Raw genomic sequence first — 14,087 nt, forward strand, 5'->3', positions numbered from 1 at the left:
GGCTCAGGGCTGGGTCTCATACCTGTCCGAGCCGCCCCGTTACAGGGCCAAATCCATTCCCTTGAGGGCCAAGAGCTTCTCATGGCGCGCCACGGTAATTCTGTGGGCCTCCTCCACGGAAACTCTCTGAAATCGGATGGTCTGTCCGGGCAGCGCCTGGGCCACCCGGGAAATGTCGTCGGAGATCACCGAAGCGATCTTGGCGTATCCCCCCACGGTCTGCTCCCGGAGCAGGATAATGGGGTCGCCCCCTTCGGGCACCTGGACGCCACCCGGAAGGCTGGGCTCGGAGATGATGCTCTTGGGCATCCCCTCCTTTCGGATCACCTTGGGGCCTTCCAGCCGATACCCCATGCGGTTTGCCTGGTTGGAGACGGTAAACTCCCGGCTGAAAAACAGGGACAGCCCCTCATCAAAAAAGTCGTCCTGGGGCCCGGCCACCGCCCGAAGCTCAATGGACGGGCCATAGACGGGCCTGAAGGCCTCGGGAATCTGCCGCAGGGGCACCTTCTCCCGAGACGACCCGCAAATCTTGTCCCCATGGGCCAGGGCCCGGCCTTCGTATCCACCGAACTTGCCCCCTACATAGCAGCTACGGCTGCCCATGACCTCTGGCACGTCAATGCCCCCGGAGACAGCCAGGTACCCCCGGCAGCCCGAAGAGGCCATGCCCACAGCCACCACATCGCCGGACGAAACAGCAAAGGATCGCCAGCGGCAGGCAGAAACGTTGACCTTCACGTCCATGGTGGCCCCGCAAAGGGCCAGGGTGCAGGGAGAAAGAATCTCCAGGGTGGCACCGCAAAAAGTCATCTCCAGAACAGCGGCACCGTCCGGGTTGCCCACCAGAAGGTTGGCCAACACCGCAGCACGGGTATCCAGAGCCCCTGAAGGCGGCACGCCGAAGCGCTGATATCCGTATCGCCCCAGATCCTGGACCGTGGTCATGGGACCGGGCTCTTTGATGCGAAAAACTGCAACGGAAGTGCTCATGCCCTCACCTCCCCGGCTTCCATGGCCGCAAACGCCTCGGCAGAGACAGGGACAAACCGCAACAGGTCTCCCGCCTTGATGTAAAAGGGGGCCCTCCGGTTCGGGTCAAAGAGACGAATGGGGCACCGGCCGATGAGCTGCCACCCCCCGGGGCTCTCCATGGGATAGATCCCGGTCTGGTTGTTGGCAATCCCCACGGACCCTGCCGGTACCCTGGTGCGGGGCGTGGCCAGGCGCGGTGTGTGGATCGTCTCGGATAGCCCCCCCAGATAGGGGAACCCCGGCGTAAACCCCAGCATGTAGACCGGGTAGGGGTCCTCACCCGGATCACCTCCTCCTCGGAAAGCCCGTTGTGGGATGCCACGTAGGCAAGGTCCTCCCCGAAATCACCGCCGTAACACACCGGAACCTCCACCACTCTGGGCTCAAGGGTTTCGGTTTCCCCCATCCGTTCATCAAGGGCCCTGAGGTATCTCTCAAGGAGCTCAGGGCCTGTTTTCACGGGGTCATAAGAGACGATCAGCGATCGGTAGGTGGGAATCACCTCCACCACGCCCACCGGCGCACAGATGGCAAGGGACTCGCACAGGGCACGGATCTTCTGGCTGGCCTCCGGGTTGATGGTGGCGGAGAGCTCCATGAGAAGCCCCCGGTCCCCCACGCACCGGAAAATCGGCTTATTCAACAGCCCGTCGGGCTGGGTATCTTCACACGTACTCATACTGCTTTTACGATCACTCCGGATGTTTCAAGGGTGCTGCGAATGGAGCGCACCAGGATTGCTGCTTCCGGCGTGTCGCCGTGAAGGCAGAGGGTCTCTGCTTCAATCTCAATGGTGTTGCCGTCGGTGTCCACCACCCGCTGCTCTTCGGCCATCATCAGGGCCCGTTCAGCGATCTCCGAAGGGTCGGTTTTCACCGCCCCTTCCATGGTACGCGGCGCCAGGTTCCCTTCCGGGGTGTACGCCCTGTCGGGAAAGGCCTCAAAAACCACGCGCAGACCGTTCTCCCGGCAGATGCGGGCCATGTTCTGTCCCTTTTTCCCGGCCAGGACAAAAACGGGAATGCCCGAGTCGATAGAGGCCACACCCTCGGCAATGCCCCGGGCCACGGTCTCGTCGACCATGGCGTTGTTGTAAAGGGCCCCGTGGGGTTTCACATGGCTGATATCGATTCCGTGGGTGGAGCAAAAGCCCCGTAACGCCCCCACCTGATAAACGATGGCGTTGCGAAGCTCCTCAAAAGAAAGCTCCATAAAACGCCGCCCAAACCCCATGGGATCGGGATACCCGGGGTGGGCTCCGGTCTTGACGCCCTGTTCCACAGCCATCCGGACGGTTCGTTCCATGACGGAGGGGTCTCCTGCGTGCCAGCCGCAGGCGATGTTTGCCGATGTAATATGGGGCATGACCGCTTCGTCGGCCCCGATGCGATACGAGCCAAAGCTCTCGCCCATGTCGCAGTTCAGATCAATGGATTTCATGGGGGTGTCGCTCCTGCCTGCCCACCCGGCAGGACCGGATCAGACAGCACAATACAGTGAAATCATAAAAAAACAGCAGGCTCCAGCCGCAACCGAACCAGAATACCTTTTTTCGCACGACAAACGCACAAAACCCATGCCTGCACGTTAAAACAGATCAAACAATGCGAAAGCACGGGATAAGGAATCGTCTACTGTTTTTATATATATTTATCGATTTTAGTAAGACGGAATCTATAAAGCCCCCGGAAAAATGTCAAGAATAAAGCTCGGGCCCGGCCTGCTTTCGTATTGTTAAACAACCCGCCGCTCCATTTTTCGAAACCAACACCCCCTTGCAAAACCAGGGCCGCGCCTCCGTGCCTTCCCCCGTGGAAAGAGACGATTCACCGGTAACGATTCCCTTGACTCAGTCAGGAATTCCAGAGACAAAACCCAAGAAAAACCGCCATCGTCCTTTATCTTCACAAAGCGTAGGGGAAAGCAATTCTCAGCCATACAAAAAAAGCCCCTGAAACCAAATCGGCTCCAGGGGCTTTCTTATCATTCATACAGACCATGCCACCGACACCCCACAGGGCCGCCGAAGACATCTTTTATCTATGGCAACGCGCCGGGCTAAAGGGAGTTCAGGCTGAGGGTCATGGGTTTATCCTCTTCCAGTTCCCCCCTGAACCGAATGGCCCCGGGCTTTCTGTACGGATCCGGCCCGGTGCTGGCGGCCATCCATTTCTCCCGCATGGCCTTGACCAGGCGGAAGGCGTTGGAGTCCAGCTCCACCACGCTCTTTTCCAGCACCAGCTTCATTTTTCCGCCCCGCTCCTCCAGATGCATGAGGGGAGCAACGGGAATCCCGATGGGCTCCCACTCCTCAAAGGGCTTCTCCAGATTCCGGATCCCCACCATCTGCCCGGTGCTGCCCCCGGCAATGAGGCTGAAGGCGGTGAGCCCCAGGTTGTAGGTGTAGGTGCAGTCAAACTTTGTGGGGTCCGAGCCCCTGCCGTCGTAGCCGTAAAAATGGGTTTGCACCTTGAGCTTGGGAACGGATTTTTCGTAGATCTTCACGATGGCTGCGGGCACCGGATCTTCTTCCTCCAGAAGTTCCGCCCTCACCAGGGCCTGCTTCAGGGTCTTCAGGGAGATCAGCTCCTCCTTGACCAGAAGGAAGCGCCCCACCCCGTAGTTGCGGAACAGCACGGGCCCGTAGGATTCATCGCTGAGGCCGGCACGGGCGAGCGTATTGCTGAAATAGGAGTCTTCAATGCCCACCTTGTAGCGCCCCTTCTCCTTGAGGATGCCCAGGTAATCCTTGACAAGCTCCAGGATCACCCGGTCGGTCTCCACCTGGGAGAACTGGAAGTTGCCGTGGCTGTCCCGTTCCATGAGGAGACCGGCCTTGAAAAACTCGGGGATATCGCTGAAAAGCTCGTCGTCACGGGCGTTCCAGATGGTCGCGGGGCCGGTCTTGCGGATCCCCCTCACCAGACGCCTCAGGTACTCCAGCTTGGCGTCCAGGCTGATGAAGTCCGAATGGAAGTCGGTGTCGTGGACGTCGTTGTATTCGGAGATGATGGTGTTGAGCTTGATGATAAAGACCTGGACCTCGTTGATGAACTCCAGAACCCCTTCGGGGATCACCACCACCCCGTAGTTTTTCCCCACGGCAGCGCGGCGGACGATGGCGTCGCACACCACGCGGGAAAGATGGCGAAGGGTCATGCCGTAGGCGGTGTAATCCACGGTGCCTTCGGCACGGGCTTTTTCAACACGGTCGTGATCCACGTACTCGGCCAGGTCCTCACCGATGAGGGTCAGGTTGGCGTGGGTCTGAAGGGCCACCTCCAAAGCAAGGTGACTGGCCACACGGCCCATGACCTTGCAGAAGTGCCAGTACTTGACATCGGAGCTTCCGTCGGTGCAGAGATCACCGATATTCCGGGCAAAGGAGCGGGCCGCGCTGTGAAAGCCGAAGGAGATGGCACACAGGCTCTTGCCGTCGGCATCTTTGACCTGGATGTCACCGTCAATGGTCTTGGGCACCCCGATCACCTGAATGCCTTCCTCGATCATGGCCTCGGCCATGAACGCGGCATTGGTGTTGGAGTCGTCCCCCCCCACCACCACCAGGGCATCAAGGCCCAGCTTCTTGCAGGTGGCAATGGACAGGCGCATCTTGGTGCGGGTGTCAATCTTGGTGCGGCCGGTCTTGATCATGCAGAAGCCGCCCAGGTTCCGATACTTGTTCACCCTCTCGTCGGTAAGCTCGCAGACATTGCCCTCAATGATCCCGTCCTGGCCGAGGATAAAGCCGTAAACGCGGTTTTCAGGGTTCGCTTTTTTGGCGGCGTCGTACAGCCCGGCAATGACGTTGTGGCCCCCGGGGGCCGGCCCACCGGAAAAGACAATACCGATGGTCCTGGGGCGGGTGTACCCGTCAACCTCGCCACCGGACGCCGGCACCACCTTCTCCACCCGGTTGTCAATCAGGTGCGGCAACTGCTCACTCGCCGCCTTGTTGATGTCAAACCGATACTGGTTCTGGGGTTCCAGGGCGGTGGGCCCGTTCTCAAACACCTCGCACTGGGGCGGGGTGTAGGCTCGTCGTTCCATGACATCCAGGCTGTCTCCGTCAATGATCTGTCTTGCGCAGTCGTTTATAAGGAGGTCATCCAGGCTCATCACAGGTTTTTCAGACATAAGTGTCTCCGTATAATCGCTCGATTCGGCGGGTACAGGCCGATCCGTATAAAGGGGCGGCGCATCACCGCCCCTGTGGGCATCATAAAGTAAAAACCCGCACACGTTCGAGTCGTGTGGGGGCCAGTCTTATGGCAGGCACAATACATTCCGGCCTGCTTTATTAAGTATTGCTATAGCAGACAGTTAAAACAGGATGCAAGAAGCAATCCATCAAATTGGCCTGTCACCGGGGCCGAGGCCAGGCGCTTTAAAATAAATCATCGAAGAGATTCAGGCGGTTCCGCCAGCTTTACATCCCCACGGGGGAATGGTATGTGATAGCTGACGTAACGGCAGCAACCCTTCGGCTCGCCCGGCCCCTTGAGCCGAGCCGCTCATTTCACCAACCCCACGGAATCATCACCACCAATGAAACTCAAAAAACTCGAGATCACCGGGTTCAAATCGTTCATGGGAAAAACACGCATTGTGTTCCCTCCCGGAACCACCGGGGTGGTAGGACCCAACGGGTGTGGCAAGAGCAACGTGGTGGATGCCCTGCGGTGGGTCATGGGCGAACAAAACGTCCGAAAACTCCGGGGCAAAACCTCCGAAGACATCATCTTTGCCGGATCTGCCGGAAACGCCCCCATGAACATGGCCGAGGTCTCCCTCACCATCGACAACGAAGACGGCAGCGTGGTGGGCCCCTTCAACGAATACAGCGAGATCACCGTCACCCGGCGCATCTTTCGCACCGGGGAGAGCAACTACCTCATCAACCGGCAGCCCGCCCGGCTCAAAGACATCCAGACCCTCTTTCTCGGTACCGGCACCGGTAAAAACGCCTTTGCCGTAATCCAGCAGGGCAACATCGGCGCCCTCACCGACGCCAGCCCCGAGGAGCGCCGGGTCTTCATCGAAGAGGCGGCGGACGTCACCAAATACAAGGCGCGCAAAAGGGACACCGAATCCAAGATCAAGTCCACCCGTGAAAACCTGGAGCGCGTGGGCGATATCCTCGCAGAGCTTACAAACCAGCTCGCCTCCCTCAAACGGCAGGCCAAAAAAGCCCTGCTCTTCAAAGAACTCCAGCAAAGCATCCGGGACCTGGACCTTACCCTTGCCGGGGTGGAGTACCTCCAGCTGGGCCAGCGGGCCAAGGAGCTGGTCTCCTCCACGGAGCGAACCAAAGAGCGCACCAAGGCCGCGGTGACTAAGCGGGATGCCCTGGCAAACGCCATGTCCCGCCTGAAACTCCACGCCCAGGAGACCACCGACACCATTGAAGCCACAAACCGAAAGATCTATGAATTAAAGCGATCTGCCGACCGGGACGAAACCGAAATCGGCCACCAAAAAGACAAGGCCGCCGCCCTCAAAACCGAAGTGGAAGAGGACACCCGCCTCCTGGCCGAGGCCGGGCGGAAAACCCGCGAGCTCACCGAAGAGATCCGGTCCCTGCGCCTTGCCCACGGAGACCTGGACCAGGTGGTCACCGGCCTGGACAAAGAGATGGAGGAAGCCGAGCACCGGAAAAACACGGCACGCTCTCGCCTCTCCGACCTTGAGCAGGAGAGCCACAAGGCCTCATCCCGACACATGGCCCTGGTGGCCCGTGAAGCCTCGGTGCGCCACGCCTTCACCTCCGCGCAGAAACTCCACGAAAACGCCGACCGAAAGCTCAAACGGCGAGACGAAGACATGGCCTCGGCAAGGACCGCCCTGGCCACGGCCACGGAAAAAGGCCGAACCCTGGAAGCTGAAATGGCCGAATTCAAAGGCCAGACAGCAGAGCTGCGGGAACACATGGACGACCTCCGGGACGGTATCAATCTCTTGAAAAAAGAGGCGGACCAGACCGACGACACCATCAAGGCCAAAGAGATTGAAGAGAGCCGCCTCCGCTCCTACCTCGACACCATGGAAGCCATGGTTAAAAACTTCGACGGATACGGGGACGGCGTCAAAGAGGGCATGGATCGCCTGGAAGCCCTGGGATCAAGTTCCCAAGGCGTGGTGGCAAATCTCCTCCAGGTGGAAAAAGGGTACGAAGCCGCAGCCGAGGCCGCCCTGGGAAGCCTCCTCACCTATATCCTCGTGGATTCCCGGGACACCGCCCTCCAGGGAGCCCACGCCATGGAAGAAAACGGCGGCAGCCGCTGCGGCTTTCTCCCCCCGGGCAATGACGCCATGTCCGCCTATGACGGCCCCGCCCTGCCGGGCTGCCGGCCCCTGACGGAACTCATGGTCGCAGACGAGCCTTTCAGCGCCCCTGCCTGCCCTTCTCTCCCGGCTCTTCGTGGCCGATGATCTGGCCGCGGCCGCCTCAGCCCGGGCCGCCTGCGACCACTGGGTGGCCGTGGCCACACCGGACGGCAGCCTCGTGGACTTTACCGGCGCGGTCATCGCCGGTACGCCCGGCACCTCCGCGTCCCTTCTCAAGCGGCGATCGGACATGGCCGAGGCCCGGGAAAAACTCTCTGCCGTGGGGGAGGAGCTAAACACGGCCCGCAACCTTCGAAGCGGGCTCCAGACACAGCTTGATGCGCGAAAAGAGGCCCTGAAGCAGGCGGAATCCGAAATGGGCGGGCTGCTGCGCATGCGCTCCGAAAAGGAGCGGGAGTGCCTCCTGGCCGACGAGCAGATCAAGCAGGGCAAAAAACACCTCACCCTCATGGACCTGGAGACCGAACAGCTCTCAGGCGACTTGGGGGAATTGGAAGAGGAGATGGACGAGGCCCGCCAAAAACTCGATTCCGTCCAGGGAGAGCTGGCTGCCCTTACCAAGGGAGAGGAGGCGGCAAAGGAAGACCTCGCCAAGGCCCGGGAACATCTTGCCCAAGCAGAACAGGCCATCGTGGAGCTGAAACTCTCCCTGGCCCGGGAAGAGGCCAAACACGAAAACCATCGGGCCACCTTAAAGCGCCTCACCGACTTCCTCAAGGAGGGCGAAGAGCGATCCCTCCGCCTCACCCAGGGAATTGAAAAAAAGACCCGGGAGTCCGCCGCCTCCCTGGAACGGGCCGCCAAACTGGAAGCGGGCCTTGAAAAGGCCTTTAAAAATGTCACCGCTGAAGAAGAAGCCCTTGCCGTCACCCGCCACCGCCTGTCCCGCATTGAAGCGGACATGGCCGAAAAAGAGAAAGAGACCCGGGAACTGGCCGGGCTCCACGACGAGCTGGCCAGCGCCACCCTGCCGAAAAGAAGAGGTGGAGCTGGCCGGGGTCCTTACCCGGGGAGACGAACTGAAAACGCGGGTCGCCGAACAGTACCGTGCCCCCATCGACCAGCTCATCCCCGCCTTTGAAGAGACCATCCAGGACGTCCTCGACGGCACCTCCGACAAAAAAGACCTCGCAGACAAACTGGCCGGACTCAAACGAAAAATTGCCCGCCTCGGAGACGTTAACCCCGCTGCCGTGGCCCAGTACGACGAGGTCAACGAACGACACGGATTCCTTACGGAACAGCAGACGGACCTCAACGCCTCCCTGAACGACCTGGAAGCCATCATCCGCAAGATCAACCGCATCACCCAGGAGCGGTTCATCGACACCTTCCACCGCATCAACGAAAAGCTCGACGAGATCTTCCCCCGCCTTTTTGAAGGGGGCTCCGCCCGGCTGGTCCTCACCGAGCCCACCAAACCCATGGAGACCGGCGTGGAGCTCATGATCCAGCCCCCGGGTAAAAAACAGGCCCGCCTCTCCCTGCTCTCCGGCGGGGAAAAAGCCCTGTCCGCCATCGCCTTTGTTTTCTCCATTTTTCTCCTGAAGCCCTCCTCCTTCTGCGTCATGGACGAAATCGACGCCCCCCTGGACGACGCCAACGTCCAGCGGTTCAACAACCTGGTGACCATGATCGCCGAGAAATCCCAAATCCTGGTGATCACCCACAACAAAATCACCATGGAACACGCCGACATCCTCATCGGCGTCACCATGGAGAAAAAAGGGGTCTCCAAGGTGGTCTCCGTCAACCTCTGCGGCAAAGAACTCCCCACGGAATTCGAAGAGCTGGACACGGCATCGGTTTAGCAAAAGCGATGCCTCCGGCGGCAAGGTGAGCCACCTTGAAAGCTGGTTACCGCAGCGCTTTCCCCCTCGTTCCTCGGGAAAAATCACTGCGGCATTTACCGATGACCTGCCCGTTTGTTTTTTATCAGCTCCTTGAGTCACCAAAGCGAGGTTGCGGATATTTACAAGAGCTGCCTCCCCTGATACATTACCGGGATTTATGACAGGGTCCTGGAAATCAGCCGATCCGCCCCCATGGCCGTCGGCCTCCCCCGGTGCCCCGAGGGATGCGGCCATGTGCTTCCAAGCCCCTTTTTTTACGCCCCGAATCAGAACACAGGACGATGGATATGGATATGACGGTTCTTACGGAGACAGTGTCTCCTTATCTTGCCCCGGTAAAATCAGCCCTTGAACGCCTTGCCGAAACAGTTGCCGCGGCCATTCCCGCCCTTGCCCCCTACAAAGAGGCCCTCTGGTGGATGATCCCCGCAAGCGCGGTGATTCTCATCCTCTTCCTCCTGGTGGTAAGAGCGGCCCTCAAGGCCCCGAAAAAACAGCCCGGCATGCCTGCGGAAGCCACCCCTTCCCCTGCCGAACCAGCAGCCACGGCAAAACCGGAACCCCAGGCAGCGCCCAAAGCCTCGGCCCCCAAACCTGCGCCCGCGGCAGCTCCCGAGCCTGCCCCCGAGGGAACCGGGGTGATGAAGAGCCTCAAAAGCGGCCTGTCCAAAACCCGCAACGCCCTTTCAAGCGGCGTGGACGCCCTGTTTAAGGGGGGACGCGTCCTGGACGACGATCTCCTCGAAGAGCTGGAAGAGCTCCTCATCACCTCCGACGTGGGCGTGCGCACCACCATGGAGATCATCGAGACCCTCTCGGAAAAAGCCTCGGAGATCTCCAACTCCGCCGAGCTGAAAGCAGCCCTCAAGGCCCTTCTCCTGGAGCGCATCTCCTTTGATGCACCCCAAGAAGAGACCATGAAAAAGCCCCACGTCATGATGGTCGTGGGGGTCAACGGCGTGGGCAAGACCACCACCATCGGCAAGCTGGCCACCCGCTTTGTCCGCGAAGGCAAAAAAGTGATCATCGTGGCAGGGGACACCTTCCGTGCCGCCGCCTCGGAGCAGCTCACCGTCTGGGCCGACCGCTCCGGCGCGGACATCGTGCGCCACAAGGACAACTCCGACCCGGCCGCCGTGGCCTTTGACGGAGTCCAGGCCGCCGTGTCACGAAACGCCGACATCGTCATCATCGACACCGCAGGGCGCCTCCACACCAAAAAGAACCTCATGGAAGAGCTCAAGAAAATCCGGCGCAGCGTCTCCAAAACCATTGAGGACGGCCCCCACGAGACCCTCATGGTGGTGGACGCCACCACCGGCCAGAACGCCCTCACCCAGGCCCAGCTCTTCCACGAAGCCGTGGGCATCGACGGCGTGGCCCTCACCAAACTCGACGGCACGGCCAAGGGCGGCATCGTCATCGGCATCACCAGTACCCTGGGCGTGCCCCTGAAGTACATCGGCATCGGGGAACAGGCCGACGACCTGCGCCCCTTTGACGCCGAAGAGTTTGCCGACGCCTTGCTGTAGCAAAAAATGCCTCCGGCGGCCCTGCCGGGGGCCAAACTTTTGAAAAGTTTGACAAACAGGTCAAAATAAACATTGAAAACGATGTTGATATATGAGACTTCGTGGGTTTGTTTTTAGCGCTGGATCAAAGAAATAAAGCGGCACGTTTTTTTCAAAAAGTGACCACAGGCGGCATGAACCACCCAAACCCGGAGCTGGAATGACACCTCTGGACAACCTGTCGACACGCATGGAAGAAGAGCTCCTCAAAGGAGGGGCGCGGGGCATTGAGCAGGCAGCCGCTGCCCTTGACCCCGGCTACCTGCTCCGGGCCGCCCAGGGCATCCTGGACAGCCCCGGCCCGGTGCTCATCACCACCGGGTTTCCCGTCTCCGGCACCTTTGAGACCGACGGGCCCGTGGGGGCCATTGCCCTCTACCGCGTGCTTGAGTATTTAAGCTGATGCCCCGTCTTCGTCGGTGAGCCCCTGTCCACCCTCCTCGGAAAACGCTTTCAGATCACCGAACTGCCCATTGCCACCCCGGAAGAGACCGCTCCCCATATCGAAAAGCTCATGGACACCCACCGCCCCGGATCCGTCGTCTCCGTGGAGCGCCCCGGCGCATCGGCACAGGGCAGCTACCACAACATGCGCGGCTCGGACATCACCGCCCACGCAGCCAAGGTGGACGGCCTCTTTAACAGAGACGACCTCTTCTCCGTGGCCTTTGGCGACGGCGGCAACGAAATCGGCATGGGCAACGTCCTCTCCTCCATCTCAACTCTTCCCATCATCCCCTCGGTGACCCCCTGCCACGAGCTGGTGGTCTCCTCGGTCTCCAACTGGGGGGTCTACGGCGTCATCGCCATGATGGAAGCCCTCACCGGCGAAGAACTCCTCGACCTCTGCGACCCATCCCCCACCACCCACTGGCTGGTGGAAAACGGCTGCGTGGACGGCGTCACCGTCCGCCCCGAACCCACGGAAGACGGGTTTCCCTTAAGCCGCGGCGAAACCCTCATCAAACGATTCCAGTCCTGGGTCTCCCCCTTCAGCACCGAAAGCTATCCCAAAACAGCCTGATCCGCACCCAAACCAAAATCCCCCTGCCGCTTGTGCGACAGGGGGATGCTTGCCTCCGGCGGCCCGCCGGGGCCCAACTTTTAAAAAGTTGGACAAACAGGTTTTAAAAACAGATTCAGCGATCTTCATGGCGTTTTCTTATCCATGAAAAGCCCATTACCTAAATTCACGGGCGAAGCCCGTCAGCAATGTGAAGGGGCGAAGCCCCGGAGCATTTGCGACCATGGGGTCCAGGGGATTTATCCCCTGGCCGCCGGAGGCATGTTTATTCCCATCACCCGTTGGTTTCGAACAACTCCTTTGCCTTGTAGGAGCTGCGCACAAAGGGACCGCTGGCCACATCGGCAAAGCCCATGGCAAGGGCTTTTGTTTTCCATGCGTCAAACGCTTCCGGGGTGACGTAGGTCTCCACGGCAAGGTGGTCCTTTGAGGGCTGCAGGTACTGACCGATGGTGAGGATGGAACACCCGGCGGCCAGAAGGTCGGACAAGGTGGCCTCCACCTCGGCGTCGGTCTCCCCCAGGCCCAGCATGATGCCCGACTTCAGCGGCATAGAGGGGGCTGCCTTGGCGGCATACCGAAACACATCCAGGGACCGCTGGTAGATGGCCTGGGGCCGAACCGTATCGTAAAGCCGGGGCACGGTCTCGATGTTGTGGTTGAGCACGTCCGGTTTTGCGTCGATGACGCACTGCAGGTCTTCTTCATTCCCTTGAAAATCCGGGATCAGCACCTCCACATACACCCCGTCAATGGCCTCCCGCAGGGCACGGATGGTGGCCGCAAAGGCCGAGGAACCGCCATCCTCCAGATCGTCCCGGGTCACGGAAGTCACCACCACATAGGATAGGTTGAGCTCTTTGGCCGCCTCGGCAACACGCCCGGGCTCTTCCGGGTCCGGCGGCAAAGGTTTGCCCCCTGCCACCGCACAAAACCGGCACCCCCGGGTACACACCTCCCCAAGGATCATGAAGGTGGCCGTGCGGCTGGAAAAACACTCCCACTGATTTGGGCACTTCGCCTCCTGGCACACCGTATGGAGCGACGACGACCCAATGAGCCGCCTCACCTTCTCGTACTCCGGTGAGGTGGGCAGGCTGCGCCGGAGCCACACCGGCTTTCTCTTACGCTGATACGCCTTTACACTATCCCGACACACATCCCTGTCCATACCCATCTCCCTTCATAAAAAAGCAAAAGCAATGCCTCCGGCGGCCAAGGGCTGCGCCCGTAATAACATCGGAGTTACACAGGCGCATTCGATCACCCCGGAAGGCATCCCTGTATGGCCGAAGGATAACCATTCAGCTCATTCAATGTCGTTTCCACCACTCCTTCGGGAAAAGCGCCCCAAAGGCCCGCTTCATCTCACTCCGTGCAACGGTCATGCTCACCTTTCGGCCCAGCTCCTGTTCGGCCGTGGTCATGGAAACGGCAAGCCCGCAGGGGTTGATCCAGGAAAAAAAGGTAAGGTCCGGGGCCACGTTGAGGGCCAGGCCGTGGAAGGAGACCCCGTGGTTCACCCGGATCCCCACGCTCCCGATCTTGGCGTCTCCCACCCAGACACCGCGGTTCACCGCATCGGACCGGGCAGAGACGCCCAAGGCATCCAGGGTCTCGATCATCACCTGTTCCAGGGCCCCCACAAAATCGGCCACGCCCATGCGCGCCTCGTCCAGGTTCACAATGGGATAGGCCACGAGCTGCCCCGGACCATGCCAGGTGATGTTCCCCCCCCGCTCGGTCTGGACCACGGAGATTCCCTGCTCGTTCAAAAATGCTCCGGAGACCACGATGTTCTCGCGCCCGCCCCGCTTTCCAAGGGTATACACCGGCGGGTGCTCCACCAAGATCACCACATCGTCGTCAAGCTCCCCGGAAAGGCGCATGGACACCAACCGCTTTTGCAGGCCATGCACCTCTTTATAGGCGGTTAACGGCAATTCAAGGATTTTTGCGTTATTCATCACTCGCCCCTCCCACAACCGCATCAAGCCCCCCCCGGCTCCCTTATCCCCTGGAGCGCCGCACTCCTGTGCGGCACGGGTCCCGACGGGCGAAAAAGCCGCACAGGAGTGCGGCGCTCCATTTCTATCGACCTTTCACCGTTTATTAGATCACGCCGCCAAACAGAGCCGCGAGGCATAAGCGGGTTCGTTACGCATGTCATAAACATTCAGTATATCGCAGCCCTCACCGCCGGAGGCAGCCCGGTTAAATCGGATAATCAATGCGTTACGACAACGAGCTCCAATC

The 14,087-nt window shown here is 60.2% G+C and carries 9 protein-coding genes and 2 pseudogenes; 5 read left to right on the plus strand and 6 right to left on the minus strand.

Annotation, left to right across the window (positions count from 1 at the left end; translation table 11 throughout):
* Positions 1-39: 39 nt before the first annotated feature.
* From ACOYW1_RS15895 to ACOYW1_RS15910, 4 genes and pseudogenes are all read right to left on the minus strand, one after another.
* The gene (locus tag ACOYW1_RS15895) at positions 40-993 is read right to left on the minus strand and encodes a 5-oxoprolinase subunit C family protein (protein ID WP_482423566.1); all 954 of its coding nucleotides are present in this window, start codon (positions 991-993) and stop codon (positions 40-42) included.
* Positions 990-1,714: pseudogene (gene pxpB, locus ACOYW1_RS15900) on the minus strand (5-oxoprolinase subunit PxpB). Before pxpB ends, ACOYW1_RS15895 begins: the two are co-directional and overlap by 4 nt.
* Complete coding sequence (locus ACOYW1_RS15905) at positions 1,711-2,475, minus strand: LamB/YcsF family protein (RefSeq protein WP_482415713.1); 765 nt, start codon at positions 2,473-2,475, stop codon at positions 1,711-1,713. Before ACOYW1_RS15905 ends, pxpB begins: the two are co-directional and overlap by 4 nt.
* Before the next feature lie 618 nt (positions 2,476-3,093).
* The gene (locus tag ACOYW1_RS15910) at positions 3,094-5,172 is read right to left on the minus strand and encodes a 6-phosphofructokinase (RefSeq protein ID WP_482423567.1); all 2,079 of its coding nucleotides are present in this window, start codon (positions 5,170-5,172) and stop codon (positions 3,094-3,096) included.
* A gap of 411 nt (positions 5,173-5,583) precedes the next feature.
* Here ACOYW1_RS15910 and ACOYW1_RS15915 point away from each other — a divergent pair, with 411 nt between their 5' ends.
* The 5 genes and pseudogenes from ACOYW1_RS15915 (at position 5,584) to ACOYW1_RS15935 (ending at position 11,831) form a co-directional block, all read left to right on the plus strand.
* Positions 5,584-7,467 carry a chromosome segregation SMC family protein gene (locus tag ACOYW1_RS15915; protein ID WP_482423568.1) on the plus strand — a complete coding sequence of 628 codons (1,884 nt, stop codon included), beginning with the start codon at positions 5,584-5,586 and terminating at the stop codon, positions 7,465-7,467.
* Positions 7,457-8,464, plus strand: a complete 1,008-nt coding sequence (locus ACOYW1_RS15920) for a hypothetical protein (RefSeq protein WP_482423569.1) — start codon at positions 7,457-7,459, stop codon at positions 8,462-8,464. The genes ACOYW1_RS15915 and ACOYW1_RS15920 overlap by 11 nt, the downstream gene beginning before the upstream one ends.
* Positions 8,367-9,194: a hypothetical protein gene (locus tag ACOYW1_RS15925; RefSeq protein ID WP_482423570.1), complete on the plus strand. Its 828-nt coding sequence runs from the start codon at positions 8,367-8,369 to the stop codon at positions 9,192-9,194. The genes ACOYW1_RS15920 and ACOYW1_RS15925 overlap by 98 nt, the downstream gene beginning before the upstream one ends.
* A 329-nt stretch (positions 9,195-9,523) precedes the next feature.
* Positions 9,524-10,768 (plus strand): signal recognition particle-docking protein FtsY, encoded by a 1,245-nt coding sequence (ftsY, locus tag ACOYW1_RS15930; protein ID WP_482423571.1) that lies wholly within the window; start codon positions 9,524-9,526, stop codon positions 10,766-10,768.
* Between the two features lie 229 nt (positions 10,769-10,997).
* Positions 10,998-11,831 (plus strand): annotated as a pseudogene (locus tag ACOYW1_RS15935) (glutamate cyclase domain-containing protein).
* A gap of 274 nt (positions 11,832-12,105) precedes the next feature.
* On the opposite strand, the gene lipA reads toward ACOYW1_RS15935, so the two are convergent.
* The gene (lipA, locus tag ACOYW1_RS15940; RefSeq protein ID WP_482423572.1) at positions 12,106-13,002 is read right to left on the minus strand and encodes a lipoyl synthase; all 897 of its coding nucleotides are present in this window, start codon (positions 13,000-13,002) and stop codon (positions 12,106-12,108) included.
* A 142-nt stretch (positions 13,003-13,144) separates the two neighbouring features.
* Entirely contained in the window at positions 13,145-13,798 is a 654-nt protein-coding gene (gene lipB / locus ACOYW1_RS15945) for a lipoyl(octanoyl) transferase LipB (protein ID WP_482423573.1), read from the minus strand.
* Positions 13,799-14,087: the final 289 nt, after the last annotated feature.

The sequence above is a fragment of the Desulfoluna sp. CYM3A genome (genome assembly GCF_056829965.1).